Source organism: Pseudomonas syringae (assembly GCF_021606685.1).
Lineage (GTDB): Bacteria > Pseudomonadota > Gammaproteobacteria > Pseudomonadales > Pseudomonadaceae > Aquipseudomonas > Aquipseudomonas syringae_R.
On record NZ_WKCB01000018.1, the window covers coordinates 26,172 to 43,734 of the forward strand.

At 63.2% G+C, this 17,563-nt stretch carries 13 protein-coding genes; 1 reads left to right on the plus strand and 12 read right to left on the minus strand.

What is annotated here, in order from left to right; translation table 11 throughout:
- Positions 1–53 precede the first annotated feature (53 nt).
- On the plus strand, positions 54–965 hold the full coding sequence (gene lpxC / locus GIW02_RS09795) for a UDP-3-O-acyl-N-acetylglucosamine deacetylase (protein WP_003171886.1): 912 nt from the start codon (positions 54–56) through the stop codon (positions 963–965).
- Between the two features lie 196 nt (positions 966–1,161).
- On the opposite strand, the gene GIW02_RS09800 is transcribed toward lpxC, so the two are convergent.
- The 12 genes from GIW02_RS09800 to GIW02_RS09855 form a co-directional block, all read right to left on the minus strand.
- Complete coding sequence (locus tag GIW02_RS09800) at positions 1,162–2,655, minus strand: sensor domain-containing diguanylate cyclase (protein ID WP_236414574.1); 1,494 nt, start codon at positions 2,653–2,655, stop codon at positions 1,162–1,164.
- An 86-nt stretch (positions 2,656–2,741) separates the two neighbouring features.
- Positions 2,742–4,064: an OprD family porin gene (locus tag GIW02_RS09805; protein WP_236421841.1), complete on the minus strand. Its 1,323-nt coding sequence runs from the start codon at positions 4,062–4,064 to the stop codon at positions 2,742–2,744.
- Positions 4,065–5,091: 1,027 nt separating this feature from the next.
- The gene (locus tag GIW02_RS09810) at positions 5,092–6,150 is read right to left on the minus strand and encodes an acyltransferase family protein (RefSeq protein ID WP_236421842.1); all 1,059 of its coding nucleotides are present in this window, start codon (positions 6,148–6,150) and stop codon (positions 5,092–5,094) included.
- Between the two features lie 22 nt (positions 6,151–6,172).
- On the minus strand, positions 6,173–7,582 hold the full coding sequence (gene murJ / locus GIW02_RS09815; protein ID WP_236419032.1) for a murein biosynthesis integral membrane protein MurJ: 1,410 nt from the start codon (positions 7,580–7,582) through the stop codon (positions 6,173–6,175).
- Entirely contained in the window at positions 7,582–9,009 is a 1,428-nt protein-coding gene (locus GIW02_RS09820; protein WP_236421844.1) for an O-antigen ligase family protein, read from the minus strand. The genes murJ and GIW02_RS09820 overlap by 1 nt, the downstream gene beginning before the upstream one ends.
- Positions 9,010–9,011: 2 nt before the next feature.
- Entirely contained in the window at positions 9,012–10,115 is a 1,104-nt protein-coding gene (locus tag GIW02_RS09825) for a glycosyltransferase family 4 protein (RefSeq protein ID WP_236411622.1), read from the minus strand.
- Complete coding sequence (locus tag GIW02_RS09830; RefSeq protein WP_236411624.1) at positions 10,106–11,323, minus strand: glycosyltransferase family 4 protein; 1,218 nt, start codon at positions 11,321–11,323, stop codon at positions 10,106–10,108. The genes GIW02_RS09825 and GIW02_RS09830 overlap by 10 nt, the downstream gene beginning before the upstream one ends.
- A gap of 8 nt (positions 11,324–11,331) precedes the next feature.
- Positions 11,332–12,660 (minus strand): GH39 family glycosyl hydrolase, encoded by a 1,329-nt coding sequence (locus GIW02_RS09835; protein ID WP_236411625.1) that lies wholly within the window; start codon positions 12,658–12,660, stop codon positions 11,332–11,334.
- The gene (locus tag GIW02_RS09840; RefSeq protein ID WP_236411627.1) at positions 12,650–13,840 is read right to left on the minus strand and encodes a glycosyltransferase; all 1,191 of its coding nucleotides are present in this window, start codon (positions 13,838–13,840) and stop codon (positions 12,650–12,652) included. The genes GIW02_RS09835 and GIW02_RS09840 overlap by 11 nt, the downstream gene beginning before the upstream one ends.
- A complete protein-coding gene (locus GIW02_RS09845; protein ID WP_236411629.1) occupies positions 13,840–15,831 on the minus strand; it encodes an exopolysaccharide transport family protein in 1,992 nt (663 codons plus the stop codon). The genes GIW02_RS09840 and GIW02_RS09845 overlap by 1 nt, the downstream gene beginning before the upstream one ends.
- 13 nt (positions 15,832–15,844) lie before the next feature.
- Complete coding sequence (locus GIW02_RS09850; protein WP_236411631.1) at positions 15,845–16,621, minus strand: polysaccharide biosynthesis/export family protein; 777 nt, start codon at positions 16,619–16,621, stop codon at positions 15,845–15,847.
- A 29-nt stretch (positions 16,622–16,650) separates the two neighbouring features.
- Positions 16,651–17,562 (minus strand): glycosyltransferase, encoded by a 912-nt coding sequence (locus GIW02_RS09855; protein ID WP_236411632.1) that lies wholly within the window; start codon positions 17,560–17,562, stop codon positions 16,651–16,653.
- Position 17,563 lies beyond the last annotated feature (1 nt).

Genomic DNA, 17,563 nt, shown 5'->3' on the forward strand with positions numbered 1-17,563 from the left:
TCGCCAGCCTTTGTTGATACCAGTTCGCAATTTGCGCTGAAGCGGTCCAAGCCATGATTAAACAACGCACTCTGAAGAATATTATTCGTGCCACAGGTGTAGGTCTGCACTCCGGGGAGAAGGTATACCTGACCCTCAAGCCTGCACCTGTCGACACCGGCATCGTGTTTGTGCGTGCCGACCTGGACCCTGTGGTGCAGATTCCTGCTCGCGCGGAAAACGTTGGCGAAACCACTATGTCGACCACATTGGTCAACGGTGACGTCAAAGTGGACACGGTGGAGCACTTGCTCTCGGCCATGGCTGGCCTGGGCATCGATAACGCCTACGTCGAGCTCTCCGCGTCCGAAGTCCCGATCATGGATGGCAGCGCTGGACCCTTCGTATTCTTGATTCAATCTGCCGGCCTGGAAGAACAGGACGCAGCCAAGAAGTTCATTCGCATTCTGCGGGAAGTGACAGTAGAAGACGGCGACAAGCGCGCCACCTTCGTCCCGTTCGAAGGCTTTAAAGTGAGCTTTGAGATCGATTTCGATCACCCGGTATTCCGTGACCGCACCCAAAGTGCAAGCGTGGATTTTTCCAGCACTTCGTTCGTAAAAGAAGTCAGCCGCGCGCGTACCTTTGGTTTCATGAGTGACATCGAGTACCTGCGCAAGCACAACCTCGCACTCGGCGGCAGCGTGGAAAACGCCATCGTGGTCGACGCGGATGGTGTACTGAACGAAGACGGCCTTCGCTATGAAGACGAGTTCGTGAAGCACAAGATCCTCGATGCAATTGGTGACCTCTACCTGCTGGGCAATAGCCTGATAGGCGAGTTCAAAGGCTTCAAGTCGGGCCACGCCCTTAACAACCAGCTGCTGCGCAAGTTGATTGAGCAGACAGACGCTTGGGAAGTCGTGACCTTCGAAGATGCCAGCACCGCACCGATCTCTTACATGCGTCCCGTTGCGGCGGTGTAAGTAACAACTCTCTTTCTTTAGTTTTAAAAGGCCACCTCAGGGTGGCCTTTTTTTATCTGCCCGATTACATAAGGCCGATGAAGATCCACTGTGGGAGGGGGCTTGCTCCCGATAGCAATGTGTCAGCTACCCATGCGCTGGCTGGCACACCGCTATCGGGAGCAAGCCCCCTCCCACAGTTGGATCTGATTCAACATCAGAGGGCAGCAGCATCCACAATCCGATTGCGCCCAGTGTGCTTGGCCTCATACAACGCTTGGTCTGCACTCAGCAGCAGTGCCTCCAGTGACATACGGCTGCGCTTATCCCAGGTGCTCATACCAATACTCACCGTGATCGGTCGTTCGCTCCCCGCCACTCGAGGCAAGTGCTCGACGCTGCTGCGAATATGCTCGGCGATAACCATAGCGCCCTTGGCATCGGTCACCGGCAACACCACCGCAAACTCCTCACCGCCGTAGCGTGCCGCCAGGTCAGCCGGGCGGCGGATGTTGGTGCCGATTACCTGCGCCACTGTGCGCAGCGCCTCATCGCCGCCTTGATGGCCGTGGCGGTCGTTGAAGGCCTTGAAGTGGTCCACATCGATCATCAGCACCGTCAGCGGTTCGGTCGAGCGTTGCGCGCGGTCCCACTCCAGCCGCATGCGCTCGTCAAGCATGCGCCGATTGGCCAGGCCGGTCAGGGCGTCGGTGGCTGCCAGTTCTGACAGCACCCGTTCCGCGCGATGGCGGCGGTGCAGTTCCCGGCGCAGCAGCCAAGTGAGCCATAACAGGCCAATGCAGAGGATGCCGGTGGCGCCGCTGGTCAACAGCGCGGCGCGCTTCCAGGGGGCGAACACATCCTGGCTGGACAGCGCCACCACCACAATCAGGGGCAGTTCGCCAACATTGGTGAAGGTGTACAGGCGCTCCTGGCCACTGATCGCCGAGATGGCCTGAAAGCTGCCACTGCCTTCACGCAGCATGCGCTTGAAGTTCGGCCGTTCGCTCAGGTCCTTGTCGATCATGTCGCGTTCCAGCAGCGGTTGCTGGGCCAGCAGGATGCCTTTGTTGTTGAGCAGGTTGACGGTGCTGCCGTTGCCGATGGTCAGGGTATTGAACAGTTGATCGAAATACGCCAGGCGCATGGTCGCCACCGCCACGCCGGCGAACTCACCATTGGGGCCCGACACGCGTCGGCTGAAGGCCATACGCCAGACCTGGTCACAGTTGCAGTGGATCTTGAACGGTCGGCTGATAAACAAGCCGACCTGGGCGTCCTTTGCATGTGCCTGGAAATAATCGCGGTTGGCAAAATTGCGCGGCGTGGGGTGCAAGGTTGATGAATCCGCGATGACATTGCCCTCGGCATCCAACAACAGCACTTCGCCCTTGAAAGGCGCGGCCGTGGACAGGTTGAACTGCACCTGATGCTGGATATTCGCGGCTACCTGGGACAGGTCTTCGCGTTGTGTGGCGGCGATCAGCCCTTTGAGGGCCAGGTCGTACAGCTCGACGTTGCGCAGTACGTCGGCATTGATCAACTGGGCAATATTGGTGGTCGAGCGTTTGGCTGCCTGCAGGGTGCTGCTGTGTTCGCGGATCAACAGCGCTGCGACGATGATCACAATCAGGACGACGGTCAGGCCGCTGCCGAGAATCAGCAGCCGCTCCGGGTGTGCAGGTGGGGTACGAACACGGTGTTGATTCATCGCGCAGACTTCAGCAGGGAAGATGCTGGCAGTTTAGTTCTACGCGATGAAAATTAAATCACCGGTTCAAAAGAAAGATACGTCTGTCAGAACACGTTGATCGGGTAGTCGACGATTACACGGTATTCATCCACATCCCGGTCTACGGCCGAGTAACCGTTGCTGCCACGGTTGGTTGCCCACTGCAGGCGCACGGCCAGGTCTTTGGCTTTACCGCCTTGTACGACGTATTTCAGGTCGATATCGCGTTCCCAGTGCTTGGCGTCCTTGCCGTCGGCGCTGTACCAGGCGCTGTAGCCACGGCTTTGCGGGTCGACCTTGGTCAGGTCGGTCTTGCCGCTGATGTAGGACACCGCCGAGCTTAGGCCGGGCACGCCCAGGCCGCCAAAGTCGTAGGCGTATTTGAGCTTCCACGAACGCTCGTTGGGGCCGTTGAAGTCCGAGTACTGCTGGGAGTTGTCCAGGTACACGCTGTCGCCCTGGGCGATGTAGTCGAACGGCGTGTTGCCGTTGACCCGCTGGTACGCGGCGGTGACGCTGTGATGGCCGATGTCCACGGTGAAATGCAGGCTGTAGGTGTTGTTGTCGATATCGCCGAGCAACGACTGGCCGGTGTCCTGGGTGTGGTAGTAGTGCAGGCCTGGGTTGAGGCTGATCATCTCGTTTACGACATAGGTGTAGTCCAGGTCGTAGTAGTACTGGTGCCACACGTCCTTGAGTTCAGAGGCGTAGAGGTTGCTGGTCACGCCATCAATGCCGCTGAACGACACACCGGCCCAGTTCATGTGCTGGCTGTCTGTGTGGGTTGGCAATGCGCCGTAGCTGGTGCCGATGCGCCGATGGCCGCTCTGGTTGTAGAGCTTGGTGAAGCTGGCCTGGCCGCCCTCGAACATCCAGCCGTCGAAGCTGTGGTTGGTCAGGCTCACGCCACGGAAGGTCTGCGGCAGCATGCGGGTCATGCCACCGGCGATCACCGGGTTATTGAGGAACAGGTCGCCAGCCTTGAGTTCGGTGTCGAAGGCGCGCATTTTCAAGGTGCCGCCCGCTGTGGAGAACGAGCCGGGTGCCTTGCCGTTGCCGCTGCCGTACGGAAGGATGCTGGAGCCGTCGGTGCCGCCACCGCCGTCGAGCTTGAGGCCGAGCATGGCGTGAGCGTCCAGGCCGAAACCGACGGTGCCTTGGGTGTAGCCGGATTCGAACGTGCCGAGAAAGCCTTGGCCCCACTCCTTGCTGTCATCGGTGGGGATGTCGCGGCGGTCGCGGTTCATGTAGTAGTTGCGGGTGTTGATATTGAGATGAGCGCCTTCGACGAAGCCGTCGGCGGGGGTGGTGTCTGCCGCGTGGGCAAGGGGGGCAATCGTTGCTGCAATCGCGAGGAATAACGGGGTCAGCGTCAGCGAGTTCTTCACCGGTAAAGCTCCTTTGGTCAATCGTAAACGGCCAATGTCGTGGGTGTGCCTGGCCTTTTTTTGCGGCAAAAAAAAGCCGCTGAAGTCAGCGGCTTTAAGACAGATTCCCAGTGTAGAGCCCTGGAAATAAGTCGAGGGAAAATTGGGGGCGCGGGGGCTGTCTTTGCCGTGGCGCTCAGGGGTGCGTCAAATTAACGCGGGTGAGCGGTGGGGTACAGAGTGTAACAAGATAATGACTGTTGCCCAAATGGCAATAGTCGGGGAGTGGGGGGATTGGGGGCAGATCCGTTGCTGCGGTAACGGCGGCTTATGGTTCCGCTCTTACAGCGGGTCACTTTTGGAAAGACCCAAAAGTAACCAAAAGGTCTTCGCCCCACCACTCGGTGCCTCGCCTAGGCTCGGCATGCCCGCAATCCGACAGTGATTTGGGGGGCCGCCGCCACGCGCCATCCATGGCGCGGGGCGGCTAAACCGGCATCCCTGCCGGTTTACCCCCCAAATCCCTGTCGAATTCCGGCCATCGTGGTTGACGGGGCGATTTCAGATCAAAATCAAAAGCAGATCAAAAGCAGAGCACGGCGGCCTAGTAGCCGACCTGAGTGGTTAGATCAAAAGCGTTGTTGCTTTGTTCTGCTCTGCTTTGTTTTTGATCTGGCCCTTACATCCTTTTCGCTGACGAAGTCAGCGGTCTTTTGATCTGCGCTGTTGATCGTGATCTTGATCTTAGGCGCCCCGTTAAACACGCTGGCCGAACGCAGGCTTGAATCCGTGGGTAACCCGGCAGGACGCCGGGTTAGCCGCGCTGGGCCAAGGATGGCCCATCGCGGCGGCCCACGGATTCAAGCCGGAGTGAGGGCACACCGAGCCTAGGCGAGGTGCCGAGTGTTGGGGCAAGAGCCCTTTTGGTTACTTTTGGGGCTCTTTTCCAAAAGTGACCCGCTGTAAGAGCGGAACCAATAGCCGCCGTTACCGCAGCAACGGATATGTACCCCGACAAACCGCCATCGAGTACAACCCCCCTCCCACATTAATCCACATTAGTTGAGCGCCGCGCTTCAGGCGCCTTGCGCACCGGAAACGGAAAATAGAAAAACCGCAAAAACGCCACCCGCTTGATCACTTCACCAATCAACAACGGCACCACCACCGCCACCACAAAACCAATGCACGCCGCGGCAAATGCGTGCAGGCCCAGGTGCTCCAGCAGGTCGAAGGTCTTGTGCTGGATCTCGCCGTGAAAGATCAACAGAATCAGCGTCGACTGCCCGATGTAGGTCATCGCCCGGGTCACCAGCGCCGATACCATCAGCACCTTTGCCAGGGCCCAGCACGCGTACACGCCGATCACCGCCAGCAGGCTGGTCCACAACCAGTGGTCGTACCGGCGCTGGGCGAGGTCCATGGTGTCGCCCCGGTACAGAAACACCGCGGCGAACAGCACCACTGAAACCAGCAGGGTCAGCCATGAGCCCGCATGAGTGCGCAGCCAGTCGCGCAGCAGGTAGCCGTAGATAAAACAGGTGCTGCTGATCAAGGTGATATCGAGGCTGAACGGCAAGCCCGGCAGCACCCAGGTTTGCCCTCCCAGGGTGACCGGCAATTGCCAGAAGAGCGGCAGTATCCAGATGCCGAGCAGCAGCGGTATCACCATCACCAGGCAGCTCACCGGCAGCGGCAGGCGCTGGATCAACCGCAGCCCCCCCCAACTGAACAGGATCGCCACCCAGAAGTGCGGCAGAAACCACAGCGCCTGCCACGGGATGGTGTCCACCGAGGCATACAGCACGCCACCGATGTCCGGCAGCAGCGGTTGGCCGCGCAGCACGGCACGCACAGTCACATACAGCAGCATGGTGAAAAAAAACGGCTTGAGCAGGCCATCGGCCTTGCGCACCGCCATTTCCACGAACGGCTGCTCGGGCTTGAAGAACACCCCGGACAGGAAGAAAAACAGCGGCAATATGAACGACGCCAGAATCGGGTACATCAGGTCCGGGGACGTGGCGACAAACCAGCTATGGGCATACACGATCACCAGGATGCCGATGCCCTTGGCGATATCCATTTGAATCCAACGATGCTTCATCCGCGTATCCCCGACCGATCATTCATGCCTTGCGCCACGGCTTGAGCCACAGCCCCATCCCGAGCAACACCACGGCGCCGGCCAGGGTGCTCAGCCCCAGTTGCAGCCACACGCCGTCAATGCGAAACAGCAGCAGCGCGGCCACGCCCATCACCCCGGCGCTGAGCAACCAGTGCCTGGCCCAGGGCAGCGCACCGAGCAGCGCCTGGCGCTGCATCAACAGCAGCGCGGTGCAGATCACCCCGGCCAGTGCGGCCAGGGGGATGCCGGCCAGGCCGAACACAAAGGGCAGGGCGCCCAGCAGCAGCACATTGACCAGGCTGCCAAGCAATTCGCAGCGCAACGGTTGGCGCGTGTCACCGGCGGCGTAGGCGTAACGCGCGAGCAAGGCGTTCCAGGCGCCGAACACCAACGGCACGGCGAACCACGCGAGCAACAGCGGCAAAGGCGAATCCGCCGACTGCGCGGGCAACAACAGCGCTACCAGGCTCGGCGCCGCAGCCACCAGGCCGACCCCGGCGGGCAGGGTCAGCAGGCTGGCGGTTTCCAGGCCTCGCTTGAGCAAGGCCAGGCGCTCATCGCCCTGGCGCCGGCTCATCATGCCCAGCAGCACCTGGTTGAGGCTCATCAGTGCAATCAGCGGCAGGTTCATCAGCTTGCGCGCCAGGTTCACCCAGGTCACCGCACCCTCACCGAGCAGCGACGCCACCAGGCGCTCGATCAATGCCAAGCCCTGGCTGGCACCATTGCTCAGTAGCAACGGGCCGATGCGCTGGCCCAACTCGCGCAGCGGCGCCAACGACAGCTGCCAGCGCCAAGGCCGCCAGCCTTGGCGCCAGATCGACGGCAACAGCGCCAACGGCATCAGCAGGCTACCGGTCAGGCACGCCAGGGCCAGCGAGTGAGGCTGGGTCGCGGTGCCAGCGAGGGCGAGGTAGGTCACCGGCGGCAGGTTGAACAGCAGCGAGCCCAACCCGGCCAGCACAAAACGCTCGCTGGCCTGCAACGGAATACTGAACAGCGCATGCAGGATCAAGCCCGGCACGCACCAGGCGACGATCTGCAAATTGCTGGCGGCCAGGGCCGTGGCGCTGTCCGCCAACCCCGGGCCAAGCAGTTGCACCAGCCAGGGCGCCAACAGCGTCAGCACCAGGCTGGTGACCAGCGCAATCAGCATCAATGCCGGAAACAACACCGCCAGCCAGTCCAGGCGCGCACCGTCCTTGCGGGCCAGGTACAGCGGCAGCGCGGCGGCGCTCAGGACCCCGCCGGCGAGCGACATGCGCAGCGCCTCAGGCAAAAACAGCGCGATCAGGAACGCATCACTGCGTTCCCCGGCGCCCCAGGCCGCCACCAGTAACCATTCGCGGGCAAACCCCAGGCACAGGCCCAGCAGGGTCGCCAGGGTCAGCCAGGCGGCGGAGCCCAGCATCAGGGTTTCGCGCCATCAAGCAGCGGTTTGTGAGACGCCACGTGCTTTACCTGCGGCAGGCGCGCCGGAAACAACCGGCGCGCCTCCAGCACATTGATGCCGACCATCAGCCAGAACAGCGCCACCATCACCACCGCAAAGCTGAAGTAGTGGTCAAACAGGCCACTGACCAGCGCCGACAGAATCCCGCCGGTGGTGCCCAGCCAAAGAGCGTTGTCCTTGGTCAGGCGGATCGGGCCTTTTTCCGGCCGGGCTTCGCGCCACCAGCGCACGGTCACCGCAACAAAAAACAGCATGCCGACCAGGCCGATCTTGTAGATGTAGTTCAGCCACAGGTTGGAGATCCCCAGCAATTGCGTGCCCGGCACCGGCGGGTCGACCTTGAAGCCGATGCCGAGCGGGTAGGCCGCCACGGCCTGGGGGAACATGCGGTATTCGTCAAACCGCACCTCGGTACTGGCGTTGTTCGAGGAGAAAATCGTCGCCAGGCGCTCCTGCAGCGGTGGGTAGGCGATCACCAGGGCCACCGTCAGCGCGGCGCCGATCATCAACAGGCGGCCGGTGTAGGGCACGCGACGCGTGGCCATCCACATCAGCACCAGTGCGAGGCTGACCATCGCCCCGCGGCTGCTGGCCAGCAGCAGTGCAGCCGCACCCAGGCAGGCCACGCCCAGGCCCAAGGCGCGCTTCCAGCCCTGCTCGGTCATGCCGAAGCAGAACGCCAGGGGCAGCAGCAGTGCCATGATCCCGCCGATGGCATTCGGGTGGGTCCAGGGCGAGCCCATGCGCGACGACATGGCCTCCAGGCCGAATTTCAACATGTCGAAGTTGGCGTAGTTGAACATCCCCAGGATCGGCGCAATACCGGCCCCGGAGCGTGTGCGCACAAACACCCCGATCGACAGCACCAGCATTGCCAGGGTGCCCAGCAGCAGGGCGATCACCAGGCTTTCGCGGTGCTTTTGGTCGACCAGTAGTCGCGCGGCGATGAACACCCCTGAGAGGTTGAGCAGCCAGCGCAGCCAGTTGGCCACGCCGCTGGTGTCGGCGTGAATGGTCACTTGGCCGACAATGAACGGGAACACGCTGAACAGCATCAGCCACAGCAGCATCTGGTCGGTGGGGCGTTGCGCCAGGCGCGGTGCGTCAGGCAGGCTTGCCAGCAAGCTGCGCCACAAAATCGCGCCCCAGGTCAGCGCCAGGATTGCCTCACTGACCGTACTGCGGATGCCCAGGTTGACCGTGGAAAACGGCATGAACGTCGCCACAAAGGCAAACAGCAACAGGCCCCAGAACGGAAAACGCAGGATGGTCACGGCACCCGCCAGGCCAACCACGGCGAGGAACGCCTTGGCCGGTGACAGCAGCAGGGCCAGCGCACCAAACAGCAGGCCAAGAAGGATCGGGACGAGGCTTGCCAGGTTCACTCTCACGTGAGTTCCTCGATCAGTTCGGCGAGGCGCCGGCGATAGGCGTGGTGGTTGAAACGTTCGGCCCACTGGCGCCGTTGCTCGGGGGATTCTTCATCGGGCCGCTCGCTCAGGTTAAGCATCAACTGCACCAGCGCCGGGCCGTCGGTGGGCGAAAAGCGTGGCGCCGACGGCGGGGTGATTTCATCCAGCGAGGTGCCGCTGGCCACGGCGACCGGTGTACCGACGCTCAGCGCTTCAATCACCGGCAACCCGAAGCCTTCAGCGTAGGACGGCTGCCACAGGCGCGCGGCGTGACGGTACAGCGCGTGCAACTCGGCATCCGAGACACCGCTCAGCGCGCGAATCCCCGGCAGGATGCGCTGAGCAGGCGGCAGATGGTCCAGGCTGCCCACCAGCACCAGTTCAGGCACGTGGGGCGATTGGCGGCGCGCCTGCTGCCAGGCGTCCACCAGAAACGGTACGTTCTTGCGCAGCTCGCGGGTGCCCACCAGCAGCCAGTAACGCGGCGGCAGTTGGCGTGTGGAGAGGTCTGCCGCCAGCTCGATAAAGCTGTCGACCTGGTTGGGCAGCACGCGAACCTTGCCCGCGGCGTTGGGAAACAGTCGCGCAGTTTCATCGGCGCTGTACTGCGACGGCGTCCACACGCGGTCGGCACTGTGCACCGCGTAGGCAATCGACAAGCGATCGCTGGTCTTGTAGATCAGCGCTTTGAGGCGGTTGGCGTGGTAGTTGTCCAACGTGATCTGGAACAGGTCATGCAGCAGCACCACCGTGCGCAAGCCCTTGGGCTTGGGCGGCAACGGCAGGCCCATATTGAAGGTGCTGATGTACAGATCGATGTGCTGTTCACGCAGTGCCCGTGGCAAAAAACCGGCCTCGAAGCGCAGCCGGTTCTGCGGCTGGTGCATGGCCGTCTTGGCACAGCCCCAGTCCGGGCAATGGGCCTGCAAGCGCGTTTCATCACCCAGGGGCGCCACGGTAAAGCGCTCAAGCTCGATGCCTGGCAACGTCTGCAGGGCGCTTTCCAGGGCATACACCTGGCGGCTGATGCCTGATTGCGGCGAGGTGCCGACGGTGCGGTAATCCAGGCCTATACGCATGCGGGCTCCTTTTGGTTGAGCGGCACCAGGCTGGCGTACACCTGCTCCAGCTGGCCGGCGGCGACGCTCCAGTCATGGGCGCGGCGCACGTAGGCGCGGCCCGCGTCCCCCATGGGGGCGGCAGCGTCGGGGAACTGCAACAGGCGTATCACCGCGTCCGCCAGCTCGGCGGCGGTCTGGCCGCCGAGGTAGTCCAGGCCTTCCACCAGGTCCAGCCCCGAGACGCCTTGCTCGGTACTCGCCAACGGCAGGCCGGCGGCCAGGGCTTCAAGTACCTTGAGCTTGGAACCACCGCCATGGCGCAACGGCGCCAGAAACACCGAGCAGCTCGACTGCAGGTCCAACAGGTTGGGCACAAAGCCTTGCCATTCGATACGCGGGTCCGGCCAGCGTTCGCGCCAACTGGTCGGCATGCCGAAGCCGCACACGCTCATGCGCGCATCCGGGCAGCGCGCCCAGACCTTGGGCAGGATTTCATCCAGGGCCCACTCGATGGCATCCACGTTCGGCGCATATTCATAGTTGCCCAGAAACAGCACGCGGCGGGTCGACGGGTCGGGGCGGGCCGCGGCGAAGTGGTCGCAGTCCACCCCATTGACCACCACGTGCACCGGTTTGCCGGCAATTTTTGCCAACACCTTGGCGTCGCTGTCGGTCACCGCCACCACCTGCTTGGCCTTGCGCATCACCCGTTGTTCCCAGCGCGCATAGCGCCATTGGTCGTAGCGGATAAACGGCAATGACCAGTTCGGCAAACGGTCGTAGGTGGCGGCGCCGAGGGCCGATTCCACATTGTGTTCGGTCAGCACGAACGGTTGGGCTTTGCGCGCCAGCGCCTCTTCGTAGGGCTGGAAGCTGTAGCTGTGCTCGATCTGCACCACGTCCCAGTACTCGCCCAGCAACCAGTTGAACGTGTCCTGCAACTGCCCCGACAGGCCATTCACACTGGCCAGCAGCGGGTAAGGCGCAAACAGCCCGGCCAGCAGGGTGGTGACGCTGCGCAGCGGGCGGCGCGGCAGGATGATCAACTGCTCGACAACCGCCTCCAGCACCTGGCGGTCGGCGAGCGACACCGGGTGCTTGTCATGCAGCAGTAGGGTGATCCGGTGCCCGCGCGCCGCCAGGCTGCGCAACAGGTGGAACTGGCGCGTCTTGCCGCCGCTGGTGGCGGGCCAGGGCGAGTACGGCAGGATCCATAGAATGCGCATGGCAGGCCTCAGTCCCATAACAGAATTTGCAGGTTCGGCTTGACCGTCACGGTCAGGCCGTTGGTACCGCTTACCGGGGTTTGCGTGCCGCGCAGCGGGTCGTACACGGTGGCACTGGCCACGCCGGGCAGGTGTGCGTTGCCGCCCTCGGCCGCCCAGAAAAACCAGACTTTGCGCCCATCGGCACGGGTCCAGCCGATGCTGAACAAACCATCGGGCAACTGGTCGGCGACGGGTGGGTCGCCGGGGGTCAGTTGGGGCCCGCTGACGTCGAGGAAGTTTTTCAGCGCGGTGTAGGCCGGCTTGGGGTTGGCGTCGATGTCGAGCAGGCCATAGAACTGGTCACGCACGCTGGCGCGCTGGTCCAGGTCGCTCAGGGTAAACAGGAAGATCCGGTCGAAATCCATCGCACTCATCAGCGCCACGCGCCGCACAATGTAATCGGCCTGGGTTTGCTCGGTGATGAGGTCCTGGGCGTCCTTGGGGCCGGGGTAGGTCGACCAGCCCCATTCGGTGCTCCACAGGGTGTTCACGCCGCCGTTGCGCAGGGCCTGGTTGAGGGCGTTGGTCTTGGCGATAAAGTCCAGGTTGGCCGGGTCGTTGCCTTCGGGCAGTTGGGTGTAGGGGTGATAGGCAATCACCGTGTTCAGGCTGGCCACGCCAAGCGCGCCGAGGGCGTCGAACATTGTCTGGCCGTTGGGCATTTCACTGAAGAACGCCATGCCGGCGGCGACCACTGGTTTGCTCGGGGCCACAGCACGCAAGGCCCCGGCGCTGGCGCTGAGCAGCGCGGCAAAACCGGCCGGGTCTGCCACCGGGCGCCAGAAGCCCAGCAGGTTCGGTTCGTTCCAGACCTGCCAGGCGTCGACACTGGGGTAACGCTGGGCCAGCAGCGCCATGCGGTTGGCAAACACGTTCGGGTCCTTGGGTGGGTACTGGTCCTGGTAGGGCGCACCCACCGGCGCGGTGGTGGCGAAGGGCGCCGAACCCACCAGGTAGAACACCGACTTGAGTTGATTGTCTTGCAGCTTGCCGACCAACTGGTCAAGCGTTGCGACCTGATACTGGTGTTCCGCCGGTTCCAGTTGATCCCAATGCAGGTCCAGGCGTACCCACTCCAGGCCCAGTGCCTTGAGGCGGTCGATCTGCAGTTGATAACGCTGGGGGCTGAACCACAGGAACTGCGCGTTCACCCCCAGGAAGTCTTTCCAGACCACCACCTTGCTGCCCTTGAGCACGTGGTTCTCGGCGTCGGCCTGGCGCCCCCAGATAAAGGCGCCAAGACCCACGATCGCAATCACTGCGAGCGTCGCCAGGTAGGTGCGTTTACGCGCCATGGCGGGCTCCTGCGATGGCCTCGCCGAACAGCTCGGCGAATTTCTGCGCGGTCAACGGCCACAGGCGTTCGCGCCCGATTTCCCCGGCGCGTTCGGCCCAGTCCCGGGCTAGCACAGGGTTGCGCGCCAGGCGCAGCAGTTGTTCGCTGAGCGCGGCCACATCGCCTTGGGGGTAGATGGCGCCGTTGCCGCTGGCAACCTCTTCGGCAAACGCGCGCGCATCCGACGTAATCGCCCCGCGCCCGCACGCCGCGGCCCAGGACAACGCCCCACTGGTGCCACGCTGGCGCCCGAGCAGGCCGAGTTTTTTCGATTCACGGTAAGGCAGCACCATCACATGGTGGGCCTGGATGGTCTGGGCAATCTCGTCGGCTGGCAGGTTCAAGCGCCAGTCGATGGCGTCGCTCAGGCCGAGTTCGGCGATCTGGCTGTTCAACTGTTCCAGGTAATTGCCGCCGGCACCGAAGGCCATTTCCGCAGCGGTGCCGCCGGCCAGGGTCAGGCGGACACGGCCGCGCAACTCCGGGGCTTGCTTGAACACCTGCGCCAGGGCCTGCACCAGGTCTTCGATGCCTTTGCCCCGGTAGATAAACCCGAAGTACAGCAGGCGCAGCGTCTCCAGCGACGGCAAGTCGGCCTGCGGAATCGCCAGGTTGGCGTGGTTGATCACCGCGACCTTGCCCGCCGGCACCTGCATGCGCTGGCTCAGGCAATCGGCGCCGAGGCGGGTGAGGGTGACCATGCGCGTCAAACCCGCCGCGACTTGGCGCTCTTCCCGCAAGGTCAGCGGGTCGGCCAGCACCACCGCCGCTTGGGGCATGGGGCTGGGCAAACGCTCCAGCAGGTTCAGCGGGAACGGCAGGTGCTCACGTCGCCACACCATGCGTTCGGGGTCGTGCACGGTGGCGGTCAGCGGCAGGTGCGAGTAGGCCTTGCGCAGTTCGCGCAGGGCCAGGAACTCGCCCAGGCGCCCACCGCCCAGCTCGGCGTGGACCACGTCCACGGCCTGCCAGTTGAAGCCGGCGATTGCCTGCTTGATTGCCTCGCTGTTGCCCGCCACACCGGCCAACGGCGTTACCACTGTCACGCCCAGTTGCTCCAGCGCCGTACGGAAATGGTTCGCGTAGTCGGCGATGCCGTTTTTTTCCGGCGGCAAAGGCGCGAGCAGGGCGATACGCATCAGAACGCCCCCCGGTATTTACCGATGGTGTGCAGCACTTTGCCTGGCACTTCGAACTTGCGACGGTTGATGATGATGCCGTCCACCTTGCCGAACGCGGTGTTGAGGATCGACAGCGCATGCTCCACCACCGGCACGGTACTTTTGCGCGCCTCCACCACCAGCCCGATCAGGTCGGCGCGGCGCAGGGTGATAAACGCATCGCGGTTATCCAGCAGGGCCGAGGCGTCCAGCAGGACCACTTCGCCCGGTGCTGCCGCTTCAAGCCCGCCGACCCGCACGTTGATGCCGTTTTCGCGCAACAACTGGCGCAGCTGTTCCACCACAAAGGTGACGCCTTCGCCATGCCGCGCCGAAGTCAGCCCCAGCACCAGGCCCTGTTCGGCGATTCGCGCCGGCTGCAACAGGCTGTACAGCCGGTAGATGCTCGCGTGGAAAGCGTTGGTGCTTTGCGCGGTGGTGGTGTCCAGCTCCGGCAGGGTGGTCCACAGCGGCAGGCCGAACTTGCGTTCCACCAGGCCGCCGTCGTGGATACGCTGGTCGAGCAGGTAGCACAGGTAGATCACCAGCAGGCCGACGACGATCGCAAACGGGATCGCCAACACCAGCATCACCAGGGTTTTGGGGAAGATGCGGCCCGGGTTCAGGGTGGCTTCTTCGATCACCGCAATGTTACTGATCTGGCTGTTATCCAGCTCACGGTCGATGCGCGATTTTTCCAGGTTGTCCACGTACAGCGCGTAGTTGCGCTCGGTGGTGTTCAACTCGCGGGAAAGGCGCGCCAGTTCCGGTTCGATCTCCAGGGATTCCTTGCGTTGGTCCTCCAGGTTCACCAGTTGCTTCTGCTGCTGAACCAGTTGGGTGCGCAGCGCCAGGTTATTGCTCGTCTCATCCAGCAGCACGCGCTGCAAGTGGATTTCCAGGGTGTTCGGCGCACGGTTCTCCGAGGCCTGCACGGTGTTGGCCTCGCTGGCGACCATGCCCTGCATCGCGCGGATCGACGCATCCAGGGCTTTGACCGGCGGCGCGTTGTCGGTGTAGGTGCGCATCATGTCGGCTTTTTCCAGCAGCTTCTGGTTGAGCAGGCGACGTAAATCCTGCTGCTGCGGGTTCAGCGCGATCTGGCGCACCGTGGTCACTTCCTTGGGCTGGCCCTTGAGTTGGTTACGGGTGCTCTGGATCGCGCTGTCGGACGAGGCGATCAGCCGCGTGGTGTTGAACACCTCGCCACGCAGCACGTTGATGCGCTCGGACAAATCTTCCAGGCGGTCGGTGATGCTCGCCGCGCCGATCTGGTTCAAGTGCGTGAGGATCTGTTCCTTGTAGCTCTTGATCTCGGTGGCGCTGTTTGCCGCCTGGCCTTCATAGAAGGCATACAGGCTCTTGCGCCCCAAGGCCTGGGTGCGTTCGTTGATGTACGTCTCGACCCAATTTTTGACCACCGCCTGGGCAATTTCCGGGTCGCCCCAGGTAAAGCTGATGTCCATGACCGTGGAGCCGGCGGCGTGGCTCACCTCAAAACTCTTCTCCAGGGCCGCGGCCAGGCGCTCCACCGGGGTGGTTTTTTCCACCACGCCAACGGTTTCCAGTACCACGCGCAGGCCGTCGAATACCGCGCCCACGCCGCTTTTGACGGCGTGCTTGACGCGTTTGAAGAAGCCTTCGGGCGGCGGCGCGTTGTTGATCACCTCCAGGTAATGCTCGGCCACCGCCCGCACGATCGGGCGACCGGTCAGCAAGCGCTCTTCGTCGACAATCGGGTCGCGCTGGGTGCTGGGCATCACCAGCGCCTGGCGGTTGCTGATCTCGATAGGCAGGGTCGAGTCGCGGCCCGGCTTCACCAGCAGGCGCGCGGTGGATTCGTACTTGGCCGGCAGCAGAAAGGCGCCCAGCAGAATGATCACCAGCGCGGCAATGGCCGCCAGTTTGAATTCATGCCGGAAGATGAAAAACAAGCGCAGAAGATCACGAAAAGAACGGATCTCGATCATGGATGTCGCTCCTTCAGTTATTGCCGCCGCTGGTTCGGGTGTAGTTGTAGCCAACCCCAATGGACTTGGTAAACGGGATCAGTTGGTTCATGTAGGTGTCCACTCCCTGGATGCGCTCGCCGACGTTGGATTTGGGCACGAACACCACATCGCCGCGTTGCAGGCGCACGGGTTTGCGGCCGTTGGCGCCGGTCTTGAGGAGTTGGCTGAAGTCCAGGAAGTAAGCGTGATAGGCGCCCTGGGCGTCTTCGCGCAGCAGCGCGACCATGCTCGCATCGCCCGCCGGGTTGACCCCGCCGGCACCGAGAATCGCCTGTTCCAGGGTGTTGGCCGTGGCGATCTGCACCGCCGTCGGGTTGTTCACCGCGCCGCCGACGATCACCGAATTTGCCGGTGCCTGGTTGATGTTCACCGTCACGCGCGGCTCGCGGTACGTCTGCGCGAGCTTGCCGGTCAGCTCCGTGGCCAGGTCCGAGGGCTGGCGCCCGGCAACCTGGATTGGGCCGAGGAACGGGTAGTTGATCTTGCCGTCGGTTTGCACCGTGTACAGCGTCAGCTCGTAGATGGTGCTGACGTTGAACGCCGACAGCGTCGGCATCTCGCCCGCATCGCGCACGATACGCAACTGGTCGCCGACGCGGATGCGTTCCACCGCCGGCGGCAACTGGGCGAGCTGCTCGAGGGCGCGCTTGCCGTCTTCGACGGCCTGGCTGTCCGGTGACACGATGCGTGCCGGGGTATTGCAGGCGGCCAGGGCCAGCATGGCCAGAGCGAGCACGGTTTTTTTCATTAAGTGGGATTTCCTGTGGGTCATGCTGCTCACCTCCAATAACCGGGAAACATGCTGATGCGCCGCTTGAGGGACAGCGGCAAACGACGCTCAAGATGGCCCAGCCGGTAGCCGAGCAATTTGAAGGCACTGCGCACCAGCACTTCGGGCACCCGGTGCAAGGCACCGGCCTTGCGCAGGGCCGCGAGTTCGGCCAGCACATAGCGCTTGCCTTCGCCCCCTGCGTCGCCAAACGCCTGCTTGATCCACGGCTCGCGACCGTAGAACACGCCGATGTCGAAGTAGCGGTGAAACTCATCCATAAGCGCGTAATCGTGGGAGTGATGCACCTGCGCCGTGGCGGCGTAGCGCACCTTGTAGCCGTCCAGCAGCATGCGCGCGGCCACGTAGGCGTCTTCGCTGCCGATCACGTCGGCCGGGAAGCCTCCCACCGCCTGCAACGCGCTGCGCCGGTACACCGAAAACGAATCGGAGCTGAAGCACGTCTTGATCCCCAGTTCCGGCGCATCGGCCAGGCTCTTGCTGCGGCTGTGTGGCGGGTAGTTGAAGTGCCGCGATTGCGCGCCCAGCACACCGGCATCCGGGTGCGGCAGCTGGCGACCGTAGGCCACGCCGTTGAGCGGGTCCTGCTGCAATTCATCGAGCAGGTTGGCGAAGGTGTCGGGGGTGGCGGGGATGGCGTCCTGGGTCATGACGATGAGCGCGTCGCCCCCCACCTGTTCGCTGGCCCAGCGCCGCGTGCCGCCGTGGTTGAAGTCACGCGCGTCGATCACTTCGACGCGCGCACCGAACTCACGAAAGCGCGCCACGGTGTCGTCGCTGGAGGCGCTGTCCACCACCAGCATCTCGTCCGGTTGCAGGGTTTGCATCTTCAGCGCCGGCAGCAGGCGTGCCAGGTGGCTGGATGCGTTACGGGTGGGGATGATCAGGGACGTACGCATG